We start from the raw sequence: 20,221 nt of genomic DNA on the forward strand, positions 1-20,221 counted from the left end.
CATGCAGATGCAAATAATTATCAAATAGATTTGTTTTGATAAGGTCAGCCCTTCGATGTTGCGTTTCTCGCTGTATTTCCTGCTGTCGCTGGCGCTGCATGCACTCGCGGGCCTGCTGCTGCGCGACTCGACTCTCGGTCTGGGGCGGCCGCAGGTGGCGGAGGTGGCGGTGATGACGATTCAGTTGCAGGCAGCGCCCCGAATGCTTTCGCTAGCGCCATCGGCTACGCCGCCGGCGCCTGTTGTGCAAGCGCCTGCAGCCGTGGCACCAGCTGCACTGGCGCGCGCCAAGGTGCCGGCGCGAGTGCCGGCAAAAGCCTCGCCGCAGCGGCCACCGGCGCCGCCCAAGCCCGTGCGGCTGGCGGCGAAAACCGCGCCGGCGGTCAGCCGCGGTGAGCGTGCAACTCTGGCGTTGACGGCCGCGGCGGCACCGGTGCCGATGCAGCCGGCCAGCCGAGAAGTGTTCAGTAGTGCGCCGGCATTTCTGCAGTCGCCCGTTCCGCCGCGTTACCCGGCGCAGGCAAAGCGACGAAATCAGCAGGGCGTGGTGTTGCTCGAAGTGCGGCTGGACGAACGAGGCCGGCAGCGGGCCTTGCAGGTGCTGCGTTCTTCTGGGGTCGCCAGCCTGGATGCGGCCGCTGTGCAGGCCGTCGCCGCCTGGCGTTTCCGCCCGGAAACCGAGGACGGCCGCGCCGTACCCAGCCGCGTACAAATACCTGTCGAGTTCGCCCTGACGGCGAGCCGTTGATTGTGATGAAGGAGTTCCATCCATGAGCACTCAGACCCAAGCCGCCGCGGTGGCCAATGACCTTTACCTGGCCTGGCAGGTGCTGCGCACCGAGCAGCCACGTCTGCGCGCGCGGGATGCCGCCGAGCGTCTGGCGGTCAGCGAGGCGGAGCTGATCGCCAGCCGGCTGGGCGTCGATACCCAGCGGCTGCAACCCGACTGGCCGGCGCTGTTGCCAGCCCTCGGCGAGCTGGGCTATGTGATGGCGCTGACCCGTAACGAGCACTGCGTGCATGAGCGCAAGGGCTATTACCGCGAAGTGACGGTGACGCCGAATGGGCAGATGGGCCTGGTGGTGTCGGCCGACATCGACCTGCGGCTGTTCCTCGCTGGTTGGGCCAGTGTGTTTGCCATCGAGGAGCCCACCGGCAAAGGCGTCCAGCGCAGTATCCAGGTCTTTGACCGCCAGGGCGTGGCGGTGCATAAGGTGTTTCTCACCGAGGACAGCGAGCTCAAGGCCTGGGCGCCGCTGCTCGAGCGCTTTCGCGCGGCCGAGCAGAGCGCCGAACTCGACCTGCAACCGCAACCGGTGCGCGCGGCGCCGACGGCGGACGGCTTGATCGACGTCAATTCGCTGCGCGTCGGCTGGTCGACCTTGAAAGACACTCACCACTTCTTTGCGCTATTGAAACAGCACGGCGCGACACGCACCCAGGCGTTGCGGCTGGCCGGGCGCGACTGGGCCGAACCCCTCGCACCGGCCGAGCTGCCGAAGTTGCTGGAGGCGGCGGGCGCGGCCCAAGTGCCGCTGATGCTGTTTGTCGGCAACCGCCACTGCATCCAGATCCACAGCGGCCCGGTGCGCAACCTGCGCTGGCTGGACAGCTGGTTCAACGTGCTCGACCCCGAGTTCAATCTGCACCTCAAGAGCCCGTCGGTGGCCGAGTTGTGGCGGGTGCGCAAACCGAGCACGGATGGCGTGATCACCAGTTGGGAAGCCTTCGATGCGGAGGGCGAGTTGATCGTCCAGCTCTTCGGCGTGCGCAAGCCGGGCATCCCGGAGCGGGACGACTGGCGCACGCTGGCCGAAACCGCCGCGGCCTTGGATGCCTAAGCGCCGCTCACCTAGGTTGTTTTCAACCCGCTGGCTCTGCTCCAACGGCAGGCCCAGCGGGATATCGAATGTTGATGGAGTCGATTTGCCATGCGCCTTACAGCCTGTCTTGCCAGCCTTTGCGGCGGTTTTCTGCTGAGTCAGTTGGCCTGCGCCGCCGAACCCTTGCCGCAACGCTGGGTCAGCGCGGGGGGCTCGCTGAGCGAATGGATAGTCGAGCTGGGCGGTGAAGCCAAGCTGGTCGGCGTGGATACCACCAGTCAGCACCCTGCGCGATTGAAAGCCCTGCCGAGCCTTGGCTATCAGCGGCAACTGGCCGCCGAGGGCATCCTCAGCCTGAAGCCTGACCTGCTACTGGGCAGTGAGGAAGTGGGCCCGCCGCCGGTACTGGAGCAGGTCAAGAGGGCCGGGGTGCGTATCGAGGCACTGTCGACCCAGGCCGATTTGCCGACCTTGGAGCACAGCCTGACGCGTATCGGGGCGCTGCTCGGCGCGCAGCAGCGTGCGGCTCAGGTGCTGGCCGCCTACCGGCAGCGTCTGCAGACGCAGGCGCGCTGGGTTGCGGCGGCACAGCGCAGCCAGCCGGCGCCGCGGGTCCTGTTGCTGCTCGGTCACGCGGGCAGTAGCCCGCTGGCGGCGGGGCGCGATACCGCTGCGGCCTGGCTGATCGAGCAGGCCGGTGGGCGCAATGTGACCACGCATGCCGGCTACAAGGCGCTGTCGACCGAGGCGCTGCTGGCACTGGACCCGGAGGTGCTGATCTTCGCCGATCGCGGCTTGGCCGGGGCTGCCGCCAAGCAGGCACTGCTCAAACACAACCCGGCGTTGGCTGCGACCCGCGCGGCGCGCGCTGGCCGCTTGCTGGAGCTGGATCCGACCCTGCTGGTCGGCGGGCTGGGCCCGCGGATTCCCGCTGGGCTGGCAGTGCTGAGCGCAGCCTTCTATCCTGCCGCGCAAGCCCTGACCGCCGAAGCTAAGCCGCAACCATGAATCCTGTAGTTCAATCGCGCTCACTGTTTATCGCCCTGGGCTTGTTGCTGGTGCTCGCGCTCTGGCTGTCGCTGGCCTTGGGGCCGGTCAGCTTGCCGCTGGCCGACACCCTGCGCGCCGCGCTACGTCTGCTTGGCGTGCCGTTGTCTGGCCTGGGGCTGGAGCAGGCCGAGTTGATCCTCGGGCAAATCCGTATGCCGCGAACCCTGTTGGGCTTGGCTGTTGGCGCGGTGCTGGCGTTGTCCGGGGTGGCGATGCAGGGGTTGTTTCGCAATCCCTTGGCGGATCCCGGTTTGGTCGGTGTCTCCAGTGGCGCGGCCCTCGGTGCGGCGCTTGCCATAGTCGGTGGCGCCGCGTTCGGCGGTCTGCCGGAGGCTGTCGCGCCCTATCTGCTGTCGCTCTGTGCTTTCGCTGGCGGCTTGGGTGTGACCGCGCTGGTCTACCGCCTCGGTCGTCGGGATGGCCAGACTAGCGTCGCGACCATGCTGCTGGCCGGTATCGCCCTGACGGCCCTGGCTGGCGCGGCCATCGGCCTGTTCACCTACTTGGCCGATGACGCGACGCTGCGCACCCTGACCTTTTGGAACCTCGGCAGCCTCAACGGCGCCAGCTATGCGCGGCTGTGGCCGTTGTTGCTGGTCACTGCCGGTGTCGGGCTGTGGTTGCCGCGCCGGGCCAAGGCCTTGAATGCCTTGCTGCTCGGTGAGTCCGAGGCACGCCATCTGGGCTTCGAGGTCGAGCGTTTGAAGCGCGAGTTGGTGTTCTGTACCGCGCTGGGCGTCGGCGCCGCGGTGGCGGCGGCGGGGATGATCGGCTTTATCGGCCTGGTGGTGCCGCACCTGTTGCGCTTGCTGGTCGGGCCGGATCACCGCGTGCTGCTGCCTGCCTCGGCATTGGCGGGGGCAAGCCTGTTGCTCTTCGCGGACGTGCTGGCGCGCTTGGCCCTGGCGCCAGCGGAGTTGCCGATCGGGATTGTCACCGCGCTGCTGGGTGCGCCGTTCTTCCTTTATCTATTGCTGCGAGGACGTGCCTGATGCTGCGTGCAGAAAGTCTGGCAGTGCGGCGTGGCGCTAAGCTCGTGCTGACGGATATCAACCTCGAACTACAGCCGGGCGAAGTGCTCGGAGTGCTCGGCCCGAATGGCGCGGGCAAGAGCACCTTGCTCGACGCGCTGGCTGGCGAATTGAGCCCGACCCATGGGCAGGTTCTGCTGGATCGGCGCCCGCTCGCCGAGTGGCCCGGCCCCGAGCGCGCCCGGCGCTTGGCCGTGTTACCGCAGAGTTCGACCCTGAACTTTGCTTTCCGGGTCGAGGAGGTGGTCGGCATGGGCCGCCTGCCGCACGCCAGTGGCCGTGCGAGGGATGCGCAGATCATCGATGCAGCATTGGTCGCGGCGGATGCCATGCACCTGGCCGGGCGTAGCTATCTGGAACTGTCCGGCGGTGAGCGCCAGCGCGTGCATCTGGCCCGGGTCCTGGCGCAGCTGTGGCCCGGTGCGGCGGGGCAGAGCCTGTTGCTGGATGAGCCGACCTCGATGCTCGACCCCTTGCATCAACACACCACCCTGCAGGCGACGCGCACCTTTGCCGAGCGCGGTGCGGCGGTGCTGGTGATTCTGCATGACCTGAACCTGGCGGCGCGTTATTGCGACCGCGTGCTGCTGCTGGAGCGTGGCCGTCCGCATGCGCTAGGTTGCCCGGATGAGGTGCTGCGGGCCGAGCCGCTGCAAGCGGTGTTCGGCCTGGAGGTGCTGGTGCAGCGCCACCCGGAACGGGGTCATCCCCTGATCATTGCCCGCTAAGGAAATTCGATGCGCTTCATTGTATTGCTGGGTTTGCTGGCGTTGGCGGCCTGCCAGTCGGTGCCGCCGCTGCCGGCCTGGCAGAGTCCCGAAGGGCTTGAACATGCCGACCTCGGCGTGATCCGCGATCTGCGCAGTGGTGAGCAACTGACCCCACGGCAACTGCTCGAGCGTCTGGCAAAAGCTCCGCGGGTGTTGGTCGGCGAGCAGCACGACAACCCGGATCACCATGCTTTGCAATTGTGGTTGTTGCAGGCGCTGGCGGCGCAGCGGGCGCAAGGCAGCCTGTTGCTGGAAATGCTCAATCCGGACCAGCAGACCAAGGTCGAGCAGGCACGGGCGGCCATGGCGGCAGGCCAGCCGCTGGCCGATCTGCCGGGCGCCTTAGCTTGGCAGCAGAACTGGGATTGGGCGTTGTACGGGCCGATCCTGCGTTATGCCTTGGCTCAGCCTTATCCGGTGCTGTCGGCCAATCTGGACCGCAGTGAAATCATGCAGATCTACGCCGCGCGGCCGGCGCTCAGTGGCACGGCCTCGACCGCGGCGGCGGTGCGCACCGCATTGCTGGCGCAAATTCGCGAGTCGCATTGCGGGCTACTGCCTGAGGATCAGTTGCCGGCCATGCTCGCCGTGCAGCAACGGCGCGATCGGCGGATGGCCGAGCGGCTGTTGGCTGCGCTAGAGCCGGCGATCTTGTTCGCCGGCGCCTTCCATGTGCGGCGTGATCTGGGGGTGCCGCTGCACCTGGCCGATCTGGGCGCCGCGCAGGGCAGCCTGGTGCTGATATTGGCTGAGGTCGGTAAACCGGTGGCTGCCGGGACCGCCGATTTTGTCTGGTACAGCGCGGCGCAGCCGGAGCAGGACCACTGCGCCAAACTGCGGCGTCAGTCGTCGAGTCAGAACTGAGCCGCCCTCGGGCGGCTTTTTCTTACCCGTCGCTGTCGCGGTAAAATCTGCGGGCAAAAAAAGACCCGGCAGAGCCGGGTCAAAACCGTGATTAGCCTGATGAGGAGATAATCTGAAAAGTCCGACTGAATGGTCTCTCAGCTTACCGGCTGATCTCGCGACCAGCTGTGGTAATAATAACAATTCTCATTTGTATGTCAACACTCCGTTTGCAACTTTTTCTAACTCGGCTCAATCCGGCTCACAGAAGCCAAGAACCCGGCGCAGGGCCGGGTTCTTGGTGGGCAGAGCGGGCTCTACGTCTCGCTGCGCGGTAGCCGCAGCCGGGTGACTTCCTTGTTTAGCAGGTCGATGCGGCGCGCCATGCTCTCGACCAGGCTGTGGGCGATCCGCGGGTTGCTCTGCATCAGGCTGAGAAATTGCTCTTTGGGAATCGCCATCACGGTACAGGGCTCACTGGCCAATACCGTGGCGCTGCGCTTCTCGCGGGTAAACACGGCCATGGCGCCGAAGATCTCATCCTTCTGTACATCGCCGACTTTGTGCCCGTCGACATAGGCTTCGGCGCGGCCCTCTATAATGATGAAGACGTGATCGGCCTCGTCGCCTTGGTGGATCAATTCTTCGCCCGCGGCAAAATGCTGGAAGCCCGTAGCCGGGCGAATTTCCGGCTGCTTCAGGCGCGCTAGAGCGTCAGAGAGCAGGGCGGTATGGCCGATCAGGTATTGGATGAACAGCTCTTGGCGATGCTCGCTGGCATAGATGTGCTTAAACACATCGGCGCGCAGATACGGAGTCAGGCTCAGTGGTTCTTCGCTGCTGTAACGGCAGCGGGGCAGTTCGATGCCCTGGCGCAGGCCAACCAAGTCACCTTCCTGCAGGTAGAACAGCGGGCGCTCGTCAACCAGCCCATGCAGCAAACCACTTTCGATAATAAACAGCTGCTTGCCCGGCAGTATCTGCGCCAGGTCTTCGACCCGCTCAAGGCGCAGCGGGGCACCGCTAGGTTCCAGGCCCTCCAGCAGCTGGGTGGGGATGCCTTGCAGTCGGTTGATCAGCTGATCGGCGTAGGCCGGTTGCTCCCCGAGTAGATACATAGAGTAATTCCTTGAGCTGGCTGGGCTGACGAGAACGCACGAACGTCCCTGAGACAATAGGTTGCGCCAAGACTTACGTAAATCACCGCGCGCAGAGGTTGTGAGCTAGCTCTTATTGTGCGACAGCGTGGCATCCAGCTGGCCATTCAACGCCGCTTTATGGGCGGGAGGCAACTCATTCCAATGCACATCGAGCAACGCGCCTTCGATCGCATACAGCAAGACTTTCGAGGCGCGAAAGCCGCGTGCCTGCACCGCTCGGTAGGCGCCGACCGCACCTAGCCGGCGCAAGTCGGTGGCGCTGTGGATACCGACGGCGTGCAGCCACTGCGCCGAGGTTTTGCCCAGGTTCTTCAGGTGCTGCAGTTCGTCGTTCATCCTGCCTCCTTGCGATGGGGCATTGCTACCCAAGATTTAGTGAGTCGGGAAGCCTGCAAGAAAGTGTAGCGGCCAGCGGACAAAGCGTGGCTGATCGACATCGCCCCAGGCCTGTTGCAGCGCCGGCGTCAGTTCGGCCACCGGGTCGCGGCCGTGTTGACGCTCCCAGCGCTGGACGGCCGACCAGGTGCGCAGATAGCCGGCCAGATGCTCGAAACTCCATTCCACTGCAATTGCGAAAGGCGGCAGCTGGGTGAGGGGGAAGGGTGCCTGCAGGTCGCGATAACCGACATCTACGCTGGCGCGCCCCTGTGGCCAATAGCCGCCGAGCCTGTTGTGGTAGAACTCGTCGATCACCGCATCGAGTGCGTGGTCGATGCGCATCAAGCTGTAACACCAGGCGCAGAACAGTCCGCCGGGCTTGAGGAGGCGGCGTACCTCGGTGAAAAACACGGGGGTGGCGAACCAGTGCAGGGCTTGTGCGACTACGATCAAGTCCAGGCTGCTGGCGGCTAAGGGCAGTGCCTCGGCATTCGCGGCAAATAGCTCAACTCCTTGCAGCTCCTGGCTGGCCGCCAGTTGCTCGACGCTGGCATCGCAGGCGAGTACCTGCTCGAAATGCGCGAGCAGTGGGCGGCTGGCTTGGCCGTTGCCGCAGGCGATATCCAGCGCGTGTTGCCGTGCGGGGCTGTGTTCGGCCAGCCAGGCGAAGAGTTCGGCCGGATATTCCGGACGGAAGCTGGCGTAAGCGCCCGCTCGGGCGCCGAATAAACGGGCAATTTCACTCATGCGATTAGGTCGCTCGGTAGCGCATGCGGGTGCCGAAGTTGAGCGACATGAGGATCTCGTCGGCGCTCAGCTCAAGCGGAAAATAAGCCCCGGAGATCTGTGCGTGCGCCAGGCTCGCGCCTTCCATGCGGGCTTGCCGGAGGTCGAGACCGCGCAAGTCGGCAGCGCGAAAGTAGGCATCGGTAAAGTTAATGCCATCGGCGTTCAAGGCGCGCACATCGAGGCCGCGGAAATCACCATTGGAGAGGTCGATTTCGCCGCTCTGGGGCTTGTGCGCGTTGAGGCCGGGGATGTCTTCGTCATGCAGGAAACGGTAAAGCGGATGATCAAGCTGACGCGGCTGGCTCATGGCGGGTTTCCGGTGACGGGTTCACCGGCAGTATAGAGGCCACGGCGCGCTCTGCTCGCCGCGGCTCTTCTGGCTAACCCCGGGACTGCTTAGAGCCCCGGCAGGCGTTGGCGAATCCGCGCGATCAAACTGTCCAGGCTGGCGCTCTCATGGGTCTCGACGCGCTTGCTATGGGCCAGCTCTTCGGCATCGAGGGCCTCGCGGCTGGCCTGCTGGGCCTGGATGACTTCCAAAGTGGCATCGGACGGGTCCTGACCGGCGCTCTGGCGTTGTGCCAGCCAGTTGGTGATAACGCTTTCCGGGGCCTGGCAGTCGAGGATCAGGAATGGCGCGCCGGTTTCCTCCGCGACCTGCCAGGCGGCTTCGCGCTGAGCGTGCTTTAGGTAGGTGGCGTCGATCACCACCGGGAAGCCGGCATGCAGCGCGGCATCAGCCAGTTGGTGCAGGCGCTGATAAGTGGCCACACCGGCGTTCTGGCTATAGATGCCGGCGGTCAGTTGGCCTTGGTCAACGACGGCTTGCTCACCGAACAAACGCTTGCGCTCCACATCCGAGCGCAGGCGGATGGCGCCGAGTGCTTCGACCAGGCGCATGGCCACATGGCTTTTGCCGACGGCGGAAACCCCGTGGGTGATGGCGAGGAAGCGCGAAGGAATTGCGCTGTAGCTTTCCGCCAAGGCGGCATAGCTGCGGTACTGGCGCAGGATCACCGCACGCTGCACGGCATCCTGTTCCTGGCCGAGGCGGAACAGGCTGACCTTGCCGCGCACCATGGCGCGGTAGGCCTTGTAGAAGTTCAGCAACTCCAGTGCGGCGTAGTCACCGGTCTGTTCCAGCCAGGCACTGACGAAGCGCCGCGCCAGCGGCTTGAGGCCACGGTCCTCCAGGTCCATGGCGAGAAAGGCGGCATCCGAGGCGATGTCGATCAGGCGGAACGGTTCGTTGAACTCGATGCAGTCGAACAGCACCACTTCGCCATCGAGCAGGGTGACATTGCCCAGGTGGATGTCACCATGGCATTCGCGAATGAAACCTTCGGCCTTGCGCCGTTCAAGCAACGGCTCGAGCCGCGCGAAGCTACTTTCGGCCCAAGCCTGCAGGGCATCCAACTGCTGCAGGTCGGCCTTTTCGGAGAGCATGGCGCGGGCCTGTTCGAAGTTCTGGGTGACCGGCGCCATGATCGCGGTCGGGGTGCCGAGCGGATGCTCGAGGGCGACCCGTGGGGCGACCAGGTGGAAGCTGGCGATCTGCCGGGCGAGGGCGTCGATATGCGCAGTGGTCAGTTCGCCGCGGGCCTGAACTTCGCCGAGCAGTTGGCTCTGCGGGAACTGGCGCATCTTCAGGGCATATTCGATGACCGGGCCATCACCGCCCAGCTGTGGCGCCTCGAGGCTGCCGCTGATCGGCAGGACTTCCAGGTACAGGCCTTGGGTCAGGCGCTGATTAAGGCGCAGCTCTTCGTTGCAAAAGTGCTGACGCGCGCTGAGGTCGGTGAAGTCGAGAAAGCCGAAATTCACCGGCTTCTTGATCTTGTAGGCATAGGGGCCGGTTAGCAGCACCCAGGAGATATGCGTCTCGATGACCTGGAAACCGTCCACCGGGTGTGGGTAAAGGGCCGGGTTCTGCAGGGCGGCGATCAGGGGCTGGCTCACGGTCTATCCTTGAATTACGGATGGGTTAGAAGGCCGTCATTATGGCGGCTGTGCGCGGCTCTGCAAACCGCCAGGAGGCGCCTGCCTGCGCTAGTTAAAGTGCGTATAATGCGCCGCCATGACTCGTACTCGATCCCCTCGTTCTTCTCGTTCGCGCCGCAAACACCGTTCTGGCGGCATGCGCCCGTGGCTTGGTTGGCTGCTAAAGCTCAGCCTGGTCGGCCTAGTGGTGTTGGCCGGTTTCGCCGTTTATCTGGATGCCGTGGTGCAGGAGAAATTCTCCGGCAAGCGCTGGACGGTGCCGGCCAAGGTTTACGCTCGCCCGTTGGAGCTGTTCGTCGGTCAGAAGCTGGCCAAGAACGACTTCCTGACGGAGTTGGACGCCCTTGGCTACCGGCGCGAAAGCGCCGCCAATGGCCCGGGCGCGGCGGCGGTGGCGGGCAATAACGTCGAGCTGAATACTCGCGGCTTTCAGTTTTATGAAGGTGCCGAGCCGGCCCAACGAATTCGGGTGAAGTTCTCCGGTGACTATGTTGCAGGACTTACCCAGGCCAGCGGTAAGGAGCTCGCCGTGGCGCGGCTGGAGCCGTTGCTGATCGGCGGCCTCTATCCGGCGCACCACGAGGATCGCATCCTGATCAAGCTGGATCAGGTGCCGCCCTATCTGGTGGAAACCCTGGTGGCGGTGGAGGACCGGGAGTTCTTCCATCACTTCGGGGTGTCACCGAAGTCCATCGCCCGCGCCTTCTGGGTCAATGCCAGTGCCGGGGAAATGCGCCAGGGCGGCAGTACGCTGACCCAGCAGTTGGTGAAGAACTTCTACCTGAGCAGCGAGCGCAGCCTTAGCCGTAAGGCCACCGAGGCGCTGATGGCGTTGCTGCTCGAGCTGCATTACGACAAGCAGGAGATTCTCGAGGCTTACCTCAACGAGGTGTTCGTTGGTCAAGACGGCCAGCGCGCGGTGCATGGCTTCGGCCTGGCCAGCCAATATTTCTTCAGCCAGCCGCTGGCCGAGCTGAAATTGCATCAAGTGGCGCTGTTGGTCGGTATCGTCAAGGGGCCGTCCTACTACAGCCCGCGGCGCTTTCCGGAGCGGGTGTTGGAGCGGCGTAATTTGGTCATTGACCTGTTGGCGGCGCAGAACGTGGTGACTCCAGAGGCGGCCGCCGCAGCCAAGAAGATGCCGCTGGGGGTGACCAAGCGCGGCAGTCTGGCCGACAGCTCTTACCCGGCGTTCCTCGACTTGGTTAAGCGTCAGTTGCGTCAGGACTATCGGGACGAGGACTTGACCGAGGAAGGTCTGCGCATTTTCACCAGCTTCGATCCCATCCTCCAGCAAAAGGCCGAAGGCGCGCTCAACTCGACGCTGACGGGGCTGTCTGGGCGCAAGGGGGTCGATCAGGTGGAAGCGGCGATGGTCGTGACCAACCCCGAAAGCGGTGAAATCCAAGCCATGCTTGGCAGCCGTCAGCCGCGTTTCGCCGGTTTCAATCGGGCGTTGGATGCGGTACGGCCGATTGGCTCGCTGATCAAGCCGGCGGTTTACCTGACCGCGCTGGAACGCCCGAGTCAGTACACCCTGACCAGTTGGCTGGTCGATGAACCGTTCTCGGTGAAAGGTCAGGATGGCCAGGTGTGGCGCCCGCAAAACTACGATCGCAAGGCGCATGGCACTATTTACCTGTATCAGGGCCTGACCAACTCCTACAACCTGTCCACGGCCAAGCTCGGCCTGGAGTTGGGCGTGCCGACGGTGCTGAAAACCCTGGAACGGCTTGGCGTCTCGCGCGAGTGGCCGGCCTATCCCTCGATGCTGCTCGGCGCCGGTGCGCTGAGCCCGATCGAAGTGGCGACCATGTATCAGACCCTGGCCAACGGCGGTTTCAACACCCCGCTGCGTGGCATTCGCAGTGTCTTGACTGCCGAAGGGGAGCCGCTGAAGCGTTATCCGTTCCAGATTCAGCAGCGTTTCGATCCGGGCGCGATTTATCTGGTGCAAAACGCCATGCAGCGCGTGATGCGCGAAGGCACCGGGCGCTCGGTCTACAGCCAGCTACCCAGTTCGCTGAATCTGGCCGGCAAAACCGGCACCAGTAACGATTCGCGAGATAGCTGGTTCGCCGGCTTCAGCCAGGATCTGCTCGCGGTGGTCTGGCTCGGACGCGACGATAACGGCTCGACGCCACTGACGGGCGCTACCGGTGCGTTGCAGGTCTGGACCGGCTTCATGCGTAAGGCCGATCCGCTGCCGTTGAACATGCCGTTGCCGGATAATGTCGTTCAGGCTTGGGTCGATGCCAATAGCGGTCAGGGCTCCGATTCGAGCTGCCCGAATGCCGTGCAGATGCCGTATATTCGCGGTAGTGAACCGCCCCCTGGGGCTGCCTGCGGTATCCAGGCGCCAGTGGACGAAGTCATGGACTGGGTGCGCGGCTGGATGAATTAAGTGAAGAGGTGCTCAGTGAATAAGTGGTTGATTCCAGCGTTAGCGGCCACCGCCCTGCTGACGGGTTGTGCCAATGTGCCGCGCGGCGCTATTCCGGTCGTGGACTCCGGCGCGCCGCTGTCCGCCGATAGGCCTGCTGTCGGTGGTGGCGGTGTTTATCGCCCAGGTCCCGCGCAGCCGCAAGCGGTTCCACAGGACTCCGGGGTCGTGGTGATGGTGCCAGGGGCGGGCGGTAGCTCGGCGCCAATCCAGACCTTCCCGGCAACCAGTGCGCCGATGGGCGGCTCGAGCGGTAGTGCGCCGATTAGCCCCGGCCCTATCAGCACTGCGCCGCTGACCAGCGGTGGCTATACGGTGCCGGCGCCTGTGCTGCCGAGCGGAATTCCTGCCGCCGGCGGCTTGGCGGCGGATGAGCAACTCGATGGGCCGGTGCTGGCACTGTTGACTACCGCTCAGCAACAGCAGAGCAATGGCGACTTGAACGGCGCCTCGTCCAGCCTGGAGCGCGCCCAACGTATCGCTCCGCGTGAACCGCAGGTGCTCTACCGCTTGGCCCAGGTGCGTCTGGCACAAGGGGATGCGTCCCAGGCGGAGCAATTCGCCCAGCGTGGCCTGACCTATGCGAATGGTCGTCCAGCCTTGCAGGCGAGCCTGTGGGGGCTGATCGCGCAAGCCCGTGAGCGGCAGGGCAATGCGGCGGGTGCGCTACAAGCCCGCGAGCGTGCCCGAGTCAATCTCTGATGGATGCTCGCCTGCCGCTGTTGGCCGAGCAGTTGCTGCTGATTGAGCGTGAGCTGCGCCTGCAAGGCTGGTGGGCAGCAACGCCACCTAGCGCTGAAGCCCTGGCTAGCGAGCAGCCATTTTGCGTCGATAGCCTGGCTTTCGAGGAGTGGCTGCAGTGGGTTTTCCTGCCGCGAATGAAGCTGATCGTGGAGTGTGGCAAGCCACTGCCTACGACTTCAGGCATCCGGCCGATGGCGGAGGTGGTCTATAGCGAGCGCAGCGCTAAGGCCAAGACCTTGTTGGAGATACTCGGCGAGTTCGATCGCTTGATCGGAGGTGCGGCGTAGGCCGCACCTCGGGGCGGATCACTTGCAGTTTTCGGCGATGGCTTTTTCACTTTCCGTGATACGACCCTGGCGCTCCTCTTCGGTCAGCCGGCGGGTTTCGCCATTGACCTCAGCGCGGAGCCGCGGGTTGTTCTGTAGCTGAGCCAAGTTGGTGCGCACGGTCTCGCAATACTTCTTGCGCTCGGTCTCCTGGGTTGCCACATCCTTTTTGACTTTGTCATCGATGGCTTTTTGCTTGTCGGCCTCGATTTGGCTGTCGAGCTTGGGCGGTGCTGGCGGAGCTGGTGGTTTGGGCGGCGCTGCGACGGTGTTGATCGAGGTGGCGTCCTGGTCTTGCGGTGGTTGCGCACCGAAGTGGGTAATGCCTTGTGCGTCGACCCATTTGTAGACCTGGCTGGCCATGGCCGTGGCACTTAGGGCGAGCAGCAAACTGCCCGTGAGAATCATGCGTCGCATACTGTGTCCTTTTGTTAGCTGCGGAACCTGGCACCTACTATAACCAAAAGTCGTGAATCGTCATCCTGCGTTAGGTCACAGCAGTAGATTGAAGAATCCGCTACGGATGACTTGACTTGCTGCGGCCTAATCCGAACAATTCAACGTTCGCTGTAGTGGAGTCCGCCGCAAGCAGGCTTTAGCTCAGTAGACATGAGGCGCACACCCGCGCCGACCTGTTACACCCGCAACGCGTTACCTCGCGCTGGGTGGGAAAACCCCGCAACACTTTGGGGCATTCCCAATACTTGCTCAGTAGTAGCTGACGTAGTCGGCGACCACCGTCGCTCATGCTCTGCTTGGCAGTAAACCTATTCAGACCGTTCAGTTGTGGGCGGTTCTCTGGCGTTTTAGAGGTGAACAACGTGGAGCTTTTATCTGGCGCTGAAATGGTCGTCCGCTTTTTGCGTGACGAAGGCGTTAAGCATATTTACGGGTACCCCGGTGGTGCCCTCCTGCATATTTACGATGCCTTGTTCAAAGAACCGGAAGTGACCCACATCCTGGTTCGTCACGAACAAGCGGCTACCCATATGGCCGACGGCTATGCCCGTGCTACCGGTAAGGCCGGTGTGGTCCTGGTGACCTCCGGTCCTGGCGCGACCAACGCCATCACCGGGATTGCCACCGCCTACATGGACTCGATCCCGATGGTCGTGTTGTCGGGGCAGGTGCCGAGCAACATGGTCGGTACCGATGCGTTCCAGGAAACCGATATGATCGGTATCTCCCGGCCGATCGTGAAGCACAGCTTTATGATCAAGCACCCGTCGGAAATCCCCGAGGTCATGAAGAAGGCCTTTTATATCGCCCAGTCCGGCCGCCCAGGCCCGGTGGTAGTCGATATTCCCAAGGACATGACCAACCCGGCCGAGAAGTTCGAGTACGTCTATCCGAAGAAAGCCAAGCTGCGTTCCTACAGCCCGGCCGTGCGTGGCCATTCGGGGCAGATCCGCAAGGCGGCCGAGATGCTGCTGGCGGCCAAACGGCCAATTCTGTATTCGGGTGGTGGCGTGATCATGGGTGGCGCCGCGGCGCCGCTGACCGAGTTGGCGCAGATGCTTAACCTGCCAGTCACCAATACCCTGATGGGCCTTGGCGGCTATCCGGGCACCGATCGTCAGTTCCTCGGCATGCTCGGCATGCACGGCAGCTACACCGCCAACCTGGCGATGCATCATGCCGATGTGATTCTCGCCGTCGGCGCGCGCTTCGATGACCGGGTCATCAATGGCCCAGCCAAGTTCTGCCCGAACGCCAAGATCATCCACATCGATATCGACCCTGCTTCGATCTCCAAGACCATCAAGGCCGACGTGCCGATCGTTGGTCCGGTGGATAGCGTGTTGACCGAGATGGTCGCGATCCTCAAGGAAATCGGCGAAACCCCGAATAAAGACGCGGTGGCCAGCTGGTGGAAGCAGGTTGATGAATGGCGTGCCGGTCATGGCACCTTCCCTTATGACAAGGGCGACGGCAGCATCATCAAGCCGCAGACGGTGATTGAAACCCTCAGCGAAGTGACCCATGGCGATGCCTTCATCACTTCCGACGTGGGCCAGCACCAGATGTTCGCGGCGCAGTACTACCGCTTCAACAAACCCAATCGCTGGATCAACTCAGGCGGCCTCGGCACCATGGGCTTTGGTTTCCCGGCGGCGATGGGCGTAAAGCTGAGCTTCCCGGATGCCGACGTCGCCTGCGTAACGGGCGAGGGCAGCATCCAGATGAACATTCAGGAGTTGTCGACCTGCCTGCAGTACGACCTGCCGGTGAAAATCGTCAACCTGAACAACGGCGCGCTGGGCATGGTGCGCCAGTGGCAGGACATGATGTACAGCAGCCGTCACTCGCACTCCTACATGGAGTCGCTGCCGGACTTCGTCAAGCTGGCGGAGGCCTATGGTCATGTCGGCATGCGCATCACCGAGCTGAAAGATCTGAAGCCGAAAATGGAAGAAGCCTTCGCGATGAAAGATCGCCTGGTGTTCCTCGACATTCAGGTGGACACCAGCGAACACGTCTACCCGATGCAGATCAAAGATGGCGCCATGCGTGACATGTGGCTGAGCAAGACGGAGCGGACTTAAACCATGCGACACATCATCTCCCTGCTGCTGGAAAACGAGCCCGGCGCATTGTCCCGCGTGGTCGGTCTGTTCTCGCAACGTAACTACAACATCGAAAGTCTGACCGTGGCGCCGACCGAAGACCCGACCTTGTCGCGTCTGACCTTGACCACAGTCGGCCACGATGAGGTGATCGAGCAGATCACCAAGAACCTCAACAAGCTGATCGAAGTGGTCAAGCTGGTGAACCTGTCGGAAAGCGCGCACATCGAGCGTGAGTTGATGCTGGTCAAGGTCAAGGCTACCGGTGCTCAGCGTGCTGAGATCAAGCGCACTACCGACATCTTCCGTGGGCAGATTGTCGACGTGACCAGTAGCGTCTACACCATCCAGCTTGCGGGAACCAGCGACAAGCTAGACAGTTTCATCCAGGCCGTGGGCACTAGCTCAATCCTGGAAACCGTACGCAGTGGCGTCACCGGCATCGCCCGTGGCGACAAAGTGCTGAGCATCTAAACATTTAGCGAGCGGCCCGAGCGGCCTCAGTAAATAGGGGAAATTCATGAAAGTTTATTACGATAAAGATTGCGACCTTTCGATCATCCAGGGCAAAAAAGTCGCCATCATCGGTTACGGCTCCCAGGGTCACGCCCAGGCCTGCAACCTGAAAGATTCCGGTGTCGATGTAACCGTTGGCCTGCGTCCTGGTTCCGCCACTGTGGCCAAGGCCCAAGCGCACGGTCTGAAAGTAACCGACGTGCCGTCCGCCGTTGCTGCTGCCGACCTGGTCATGATCCTGACCCCGGACGAGTTCCAGTCGCAGCTGTACAAGAACGAAGTCGAGCCGAACCTGAAGAAAGGCGCGACCCTGGCCTTCTCCCACGGCTTCGCGATTCACTACAACCAGGTCGTACCGCGTGCCGACCTCGACGTGATCATGATCGCGCCTAAGGCTCCGGGTCACACCGTGCGTTCCGAGTTCGTCAAAGGCGGCGGTATCCCGGATCTGATCGCGATCTATCAGGATGCTTCCGGCAACGCCAAGAATGTTGCCCTGTCCTACGCCAGTGGCGTCGGCGGTGGCCGTACCGGCATCATCGAAACCACCTTCAAGGACGAGACCGAAACCGACCTGTTCGGCGAGCAGGCAGTCCTGTGTGGCGGCACCGTCGAGCTGGTCAAAGCCGGTTTTGAAACCTTGGTTGAAGCCGGCTATGCGCCGGAAATGGCTTACTTCGAGTGCCTGCACGAACTGAAACTGATCGTTGACCTCATGTACGAAGGCGGTATCGCCAACATGAACTACTCGATCTCCAATAACGCCGAATACGGCGAGTACGTGACCGGCCCGGAAATCATCAACGCCGAATCCCGCCAGGCCATGCGCAATGCTCTGAAGCGCATCCAGGACGGCGAGTACGCCAAGATGTTTATCAGCGAAGGCGCGACCAACTATCCATCGATGACCGCCAAGCGCCGCAACAACGCCGCCCACGGTATCGAAGTGATTGGTGAGAAGCTGCGTTCCATGATGCCGTGGATCGCTGCCAACAAGATCGTCGACAAGACCAAGAACTAAGGTCTGCGATGTGAGAAAAAACGCGGCCATGGCCGCGTTTTTTCATTCTAGACTGAGGCTTCTGGTATAAAGCCAGGGTGCTGTGGCGGGGTTGTGAAGCCTGAATCGCCATTTTTGTCGAAAACTTTCCGAACCGTTGCAAGGTATTGTTCATGAACGAACGTCCCGAGGAGCCGAAACCGGCCTCCGACGCAGAAAGCCTGCTGCCAGTTGATGAGCATGTTGAAGAAGGGCATGACGCCGAAGGGCGCAAAGTCCGGCACCGTGGCATATACCTGCTGCCCAACCTCTTTACCACGGCAAATCTGTTCGCTGGCTTCTACGCCATCATCAATGCCATGAACGGCAACTTCTACGTTGCTGCGGCTGCGGTCTTCGTCGCCATGGTGCTGGATAGCCTGGATGGTCGGGTGGCGCGCTTGACCAATACCCAGAGTGCCTTTGGTGCCGAATACGATTCGCTGTCCGATATGGTCGCGTTCGGCGTGGCGCCGGCATTGCTCGCGTTCGAGTGGGCGCTGGGCAGTATGGGCAAGGTCGGTTGGATGGTGGCCTTCATCTATGTCGCGGGCGCTGCCTTGCGGTTGGCGCGCTTCAATACCCAGGTGGGTACGGCGGATAAGCGCTTCTTTATTGGTTTGGCGAGTCCGGCGGCTGCGGGTGTGGTAGCGGGGACGGTGTGGGCTTTCAGTGATTTCGGTATCCAGGGCTCCAACATGTCCTTTGTGGTTGCCTTGCTGGTAGCGGGCGCAGGCATGCTGATGGTCAGCAATATCAAATACCACAGCTTCAAGGATCTCGACCTCAAGGGGCGCGTGCCTTTTGTGGCGATCCTCGCGGTGGTGTTGGTGTTCGCAGTGGTCTTCAGTGACCCGCCGCGTATCCTGCTGCTGATCTTCCTCGCCTATGCGGCTTCCGGGCCGGTGCAATACCTGTTGCAACTGCGTCGCCGCAAAACCGTCGAGTGATGTAATTTCCCCCTGGCTCCGCGGTCTATTGGCGCACCAGTCACCTAAATAGCCGCGGAGTTTCAATGCTGATCCAGATCCCTCCCGCCTCATCGTCTCGCGAATCTGACGTCACTCCCGAATCTGTTTATCTGTCACGCCGTAGCCTGTTGGCCGCTGCCGGTGGCCTGGCGGCTGCGGTGGTCTGGCCGGGCGCTGCCCGGGCCGCGGTATCCCGCTATGCCGATGTCGAGCCCGCAGCCGCTCCGGCCTGGTTCGGAGAAAAGCTGGCGGGCACTCGCTGGCAAGCAGTGACCGCGGGGGGTGAGGCGCTGACGCCGTTCAAAGATGCCAGTCACTACAACAACTTCTATGAGTTTGGGCCTGATAAAGGCGATCCCGCGCGCAATGCCGCGCAATTCAAGGCGGAGCCCTGGACTGTGTTGGTGGATGGCGAGGTCGCGAAGCCGGGTCGTTACTCTCTGGATGATTTATTCAAACCGCAGCAACTCGAAGAGCGCATTTATCGGCTGCGTTGCGTTGAGGCCTGGTCTATGGTCATTCCCTGGCTGGGCTTTTCGCTGGGTGATCTGCTCAAACGGGTCGAGCCGACTGGCCAGGCCAGGTTCGTTCGTTTCGAAACGGTCGTCGATCGGGAGCGCATGGTTGGCCAGAGTTCGAGCTTTTCCCTGATCGACTGGCCTTATGTGGAAGGGCTGCGCCTGAATGAGGCGATGCATCCGCTGGCCATTCTCGCCGTGGGGATGTATGGGCGGGTGCTGCCCAATCAGAATGGTGCGCCGTTGCGCTTGGTGGTGCCCTGGAAATACGGATTCAAGAGTATCAAGTCGATAGTCCGTATCAGCTTGACCCGCGAGCAGCCGAAGAACACCTGGCAGGCATTGGCACCGAGTGAATATGGTTTTTATGCCAACGTTAATCCGGCGGTGGATCACCCGCGCTGGACTCAGGCCCGCGAGCGGCGCCTGCCAAGCGGTCTGTTCAGCCCCAATGTCATCCCGACGCGCCTGTTCAACGGTTATGACGAGGTTGCAAGCCTCTACAGTGGACTCGACCTGCGGGAAAACTACTGATGCGTTATCGACTCTGGCGCATAGCGGTCTTCACCGTGGCGCTATTGCCGCCGCTGTTCTGGCTGTATCAGGGCTGGAGTTTCGCCCTCGGCGCAGACCCTGGCAAAGTTCTGGTCGATCGCTTGGGGTTGGGGGCGTTGACGCTTCTGCTGATCACGCTGGCGATGACGCCGCTGCAGCGTTTGACGGGGTGGGGTGGTTGGATCGCTGTCCGCCGCCAGTTGGGTTTGTGGTGCTTTAGCTATGTCGCCCTTCACCTTTGCGCCTATGCGGTGTTCGTTCTGGGGCTGGATGGCGCGCAATTGCTGATCGATCTGCGCAAGCGGCCTTACATCTTTGTGGGAGCGCTGGCTTTTATTGGGCTTCTAGCTCTGGCCGTGACCTCTAATCGCTTTAGTATCCGTAAGCTTGGTAAGCGCTGGAAAGCGCTCCATCGTGCGGTTTACCCGGTATTGGGCCTGGTTCTACTGCACATGCTCTGGGTAGTGCGGGCTGATTTGGAGGAATGGCTTTGGTGTGCGGTCGTTGCTGCGCTTCTGCTAATGCTGCGGATGCCGGCCATTGCGAGGCGACTTCCCAGGCTTTCACTACGGGCTCAGGAAAAAATGACAAAAAGCTTTCAATAAGTGCTTGACGGTTAATTTGCTGGGCCTATAATGCGCACCACTTCCGGCGCAGACCTCTCGGAAAACTTCTTAGATAACAAGAAGTTAGCTTT

Annotated in this window: 21 protein-coding genes; 15 read left to right on the forward strand and 6 right to left on the reverse strand. The window is 62.4% G+C overall.

The window, feature by feature from the left end:
• Positions 1 to 55 precede the first annotated feature (55 nt).
• The 6 genes from FFS13_RS17935 (at position 56) to FFS13_RS17960 (ending at position 5,538) form a co-directional block, all read left to right on the forward strand.
• Positions 56 to 748, forward strand: a complete 693-nt coding sequence (locus tag FFS13_RS17935; protein WP_137820416.1) for an energy transducer TonB — start codon at positions 56 to 58, stop codon at positions 746 to 748.
• A gap of 22 nt (positions 749 to 770) precedes the next feature.
• A complete protein-coding gene (locus tag FFS13_RS17940; protein WP_137820417.1) occupies positions 771 to 1,841 on the forward strand; it encodes a hemin-degrading factor in 1,071 nt (356 codons plus the stop codon).
• A gap of 90 nt (positions 1,842 to 1,931) precedes the next feature.
• Positions 1,932 to 2,831, forward strand: a complete 900-nt coding sequence (locus FFS13_RS17945; RefSeq protein ID WP_137820418.1) for a hemin ABC transporter substrate-binding protein — start codon at positions 1,932 to 1,934, stop codon at positions 2,829 to 2,831.
• A gap of 50 nt (positions 2,832 to 2,881) precedes the next feature.
• A complete protein-coding gene (locus FFS13_RS17950) occupies positions 2,882 to 3,865 on the forward strand; it encodes an iron ABC transporter permease (RefSeq protein WP_171006512.1) in 984 nt (327 codons plus the stop codon).
• Complete coding sequence (locus FFS13_RS17955; RefSeq protein WP_137820420.1) at positions 3,865 to 4,632, forward strand: heme ABC transporter ATP-binding protein; 768 nt, start codon at positions 3,865 to 3,867, stop codon at positions 4,630 to 4,632. The genes FFS13_RS17950 and FFS13_RS17955 overlap by 1 nt, the downstream gene beginning before the upstream one ends.
• 9 nt (positions 4,633 to 4,641) lie before the next feature.
• Complete coding sequence (locus FFS13_RS17960; RefSeq protein WP_137820421.1) at positions 4,642 to 5,538, forward strand: ChaN family lipoprotein; 897 nt, start codon at positions 4,642 to 4,644, stop codon at positions 5,536 to 5,538.
• A gap of 296 nt (positions 5,539 to 5,834) precedes the next feature.
• Here FFS13_RS17960 and FFS13_RS17965 read toward each other — a convergent pair whose 3' ends face one another.
• The 5 genes from FFS13_RS17965 to FFS13_RS17985 form a co-directional block, all read right to left on the reverse strand.
• Positions 5,835 to 6,635 (reverse strand): cyclic nucleotide-binding domain-containing protein, encoded by an 801-nt coding sequence (locus FFS13_RS17965; protein ID WP_137820422.1) that lies wholly within the window; start codon positions 6,633 to 6,635, stop codon positions 5,835 to 5,837.
• Between the two features lie 105 nt (positions 6,636 to 6,740).
• Positions 6,741 to 7,013: a TfoX/Sxy family protein gene (locus FFS13_RS17970; protein ID WP_137820423.1), complete on the reverse strand. Its 273-nt coding sequence runs from the start codon at positions 7,011 to 7,013 to the stop codon at positions 6,741 to 6,743.
• 36 nt (positions 7,014 to 7,049) lie between these two features.
• A complete protein-coding gene (locus tag FFS13_RS17975; protein ID WP_137820424.1) occupies positions 7,050 to 7,802 on the reverse strand; it encodes a class I SAM-dependent methyltransferase in 753 nt (250 codons plus the stop codon).
• Between the two features lie 4 nt (positions 7,803 to 7,806).
• Positions 7,807 to 8,151, reverse strand: coding sequence for a pentapeptide repeat-containing protein (locus FFS13_RS17980; protein ID WP_137820425.1), 345 nt, complete (start codon positions 8,149 to 8,151; stop codon positions 7,807 to 7,809).
• Between the two features lie 89 nt (positions 8,152 to 8,240).
• Positions 8,241 to 9,803 carry an AAA family ATPase gene (locus FFS13_RS17985; protein ID WP_137820426.1) on the reverse strand — a complete coding sequence of 521 codons (1,563 nt, stop codon included), beginning with the start codon at positions 9,801 to 9,803 and terminating at the stop codon, positions 8,241 to 8,243.
• A 118-nt stretch (positions 9,804 to 9,921) separates the two neighbouring features.
• On the opposite strand from FFS13_RS17985, the gene mrcB reads away from it, so the two are divergent.
• The 3 genes from mrcB to FFS13_RS18000 are packed head-to-tail and all read left to right on the forward strand — an operon-like array spanning position 9,922 to position 13,319.
• Positions 9,922 to 12,249, forward strand: a complete 2,328-nt coding sequence (mrcB, locus tag FFS13_RS17990; RefSeq protein ID WP_137820427.1) for a penicillin-binding protein 1B — start codon at positions 9,922 to 9,924, stop codon at positions 12,247 to 12,249.
• A gap of 15 nt (positions 12,250 to 12,264) precedes the next feature.
• Positions 12,265 to 12,990 (forward strand): M48 family metallopeptidase, encoded by a 726-nt coding sequence (locus FFS13_RS17995; protein WP_137820428.1) that lies wholly within the window; start codon positions 12,265 to 12,267, stop codon positions 12,988 to 12,990.
• Positions 12,990 to 13,319, forward strand: coding sequence for a YqcC family protein (locus FFS13_RS18000; RefSeq protein ID WP_137820429.1), 330 nt, complete (start codon positions 12,990 to 12,992; stop codon positions 13,317 to 13,319). Before FFS13_RS17995 ends, FFS13_RS18000 begins: the two co-directional genes overlap by 1 nt.
• A gap of 18 nt (positions 13,320 to 13,337) precedes the next feature.
• On the opposite strand, the gene FFS13_RS18005 is transcribed toward FFS13_RS18000, so the two are convergent.
• Positions 13,338 to 13,775 carry a DUF4124 domain-containing protein gene (locus tag FFS13_RS18005; RefSeq protein ID WP_137820430.1) on the reverse strand — a complete coding sequence of 146 codons (438 nt, stop codon included), beginning with the start codon at positions 13,773 to 13,775 and terminating at the stop codon, positions 13,338 to 13,340.
• A 404-nt stretch (positions 13,776 to 14,179) separates the two neighbouring features.
• Here FFS13_RS18005 and FFS13_RS18010 point away from each other — a divergent pair, with 404 nt between their 5' ends.
• The 6 genes from FFS13_RS18010 to msrQ all read left to right on the forward strand — a co-directional run bounded on the left by FFS13_RS18010 (position 14,180) and on the right by msrQ (position 20,129).
• On the forward strand, positions 14,180 to 15,904 hold the full coding sequence (locus FFS13_RS18010) for an acetolactate synthase 3 large subunit (protein ID WP_137820431.1): 1,725 nt from the start codon (positions 14,180 to 14,182) through the stop codon (positions 15,902 to 15,904).
• Between the two features lie 3 nt (positions 15,905 to 15,907).
• Positions 15,908 to 16,399, forward strand: coding sequence for an acetolactate synthase small subunit (gene ilvN / locus FFS13_RS18015; RefSeq protein WP_108099957.1), 492 nt, complete (start codon positions 15,908 to 15,910; stop codon positions 16,397 to 16,399).
• Between the two features lie 46 nt (positions 16,400 to 16,445).
• Positions 16,446 to 17,462 (forward strand): ketol-acid reductoisomerase, encoded by a 1,017-nt coding sequence (gene ilvC, locus FFS13_RS18020; RefSeq protein ID WP_119956150.1) that lies wholly within the window; start codon positions 16,446 to 16,448, stop codon positions 17,460 to 17,462.
• 152 nt (positions 17,463 to 17,614) lie between these two features.
• Entirely contained in the window at positions 17,615 to 18,430 is an 816-nt protein-coding gene (gene pssA, locus FFS13_RS18025; RefSeq protein WP_137820432.1) for a CDP-diacylglycerol--serine O-phosphatidyltransferase, read from the forward strand.
• A 65-nt stretch (positions 18,431 to 18,495) separates the two neighbouring features.
• Positions 18,496 to 19,503 (forward strand): protein-methionine-sulfoxide reductase catalytic subunit MsrP, encoded by a 1,008-nt coding sequence (msrP, locus tag FFS13_RS18030; protein WP_137820433.1) that lies wholly within the window; start codon positions 18,496 to 18,498, stop codon positions 19,501 to 19,503.
• Positions 19,503 to 20,129, forward strand: coding sequence for a protein-methionine-sulfoxide reductase heme-binding subunit MsrQ (msrQ, locus tag FFS13_RS18035; protein WP_137820434.1), 627 nt, complete (start codon positions 19,503 to 19,505; stop codon positions 20,127 to 20,129). The genes msrP and msrQ overlap by 1 nt, the downstream gene beginning before the upstream one ends.
• Positions 20,130 to 20,221: the final 92 nt, after the last annotated feature.

It is taken from the genome of Pseudomonas sp. 2FG (genome assembly GCF_005502935.1).
Taxonomy (GTDB): domain Bacteria; phylum Pseudomonadota; class Gammaproteobacteria; order Pseudomonadales; family Pseudomonadaceae; genus Aquipseudomonas.

Coding starts and splice junctions, on each gene's coding strand:
- FFS13_RS17935 (WP_137820416.1), top strand. CDS start 56: ATGTTGCGTTTCTCGCTGTATTTCCTGCTGTCGCTGGCGCTGCATGCA.
- FFS13_RS17940 (WP_137820417.1), top strand. CDS start 771: ATGAGCACTCAGACCCAAGCCGCCGCGGTGGCCAATGACCTTTACCTG.
- FFS13_RS17945 (WP_137820418.1), top strand. CDS start 1,932: ATGCGCCTTACAGCCTGTCTTGCCAGCCTTTGCGGCGGTTTTCTGCTG.
- FFS13_RS17955 (WP_137820420.1), top strand. CDS start 3,865: ATGCTGCGTGCAGAAAGTCTGGCAGTGCGGCGTGGCGCTAAGCTCGTG.
- FFS13_RS17960 (WP_137820421.1), top strand. CDS start 4,642: ATGCGCTTCATTGTATTGCTGGGTTTGCTGGCGTTGGCGGCCTGCCAG.
- FFS13_RS17965 (WP_137820422.1), bottom strand. CDS start 6,635: ATGTATCTACTCGGGGAGCAACCGGCCTACGCCGATCAGCTGATCAAC.
- FFS13_RS17970 (WP_137820423.1), bottom strand. CDS start 7,013: ATGAACGACGAACTGCAGCACCTGAAGAACCTGGGCAAAACCTCGGCG.
- FFS13_RS17975 (WP_137820424.1), bottom strand. CDS start 7,802: ATGAGTGAAATTGCCCGTTTATTCGGCGCCCGAGCGGGCGCTTACGCC.
- FFS13_RS17980 (WP_137820425.1), bottom strand. CDS start 8,151: ATGAGCCAGCCGCGTCAGCTTGATCATCCGCTTTACCGTTTCCTGCAT.
- mrcB (WP_137820427.1), top strand. CDS start 9,922: ATGACTCGTACTCGATCCCCTCGTTCTTCTCGTTCGCGCCGCAAACAC.
- FFS13_RS18000 (WP_137820429.1), top strand. CDS start 12,990: ATGGATGCTCGCCTGCCGCTGTTGGCCGAGCAGTTGCTGCTGATTGAG.
- FFS13_RS18005 (WP_137820430.1), bottom strand. CDS start 13,775: ATGCGACGCATGATTCTCACGGGCAGTTTGCTGCTCGCCCTAAGTGCC.
- ilvN (WP_108099957.1), top strand. CDS start 15,908: ATGCGACACATCATCTCCCTGCTGCTGGAAAACGAGCCCGGCGCATTG.
- ilvC (WP_119956150.1), top strand. CDS start 16,446: ATGAAAGTTTATTACGATAAAGATTGCGACCTTTCGATCATCCAGGGC.
- pssA (WP_137820432.1), top strand. CDS start 17,615: ATGAACGAACGTCCCGAGGAGCCGAAACCGGCCTCCGACGCAGAAAGC.
- msrP (WP_137820433.1), top strand. CDS start 18,496: ATGCTGATCCAGATCCCTCCCGCCTCATCGTCTCGCGAATCTGACGTC.
- msrQ (WP_137820434.1), top strand. CDS start 19,503: ATGCGTTATCGACTCTGGCGCATAGCGGTCTTCACCGTGGCGCTATTG.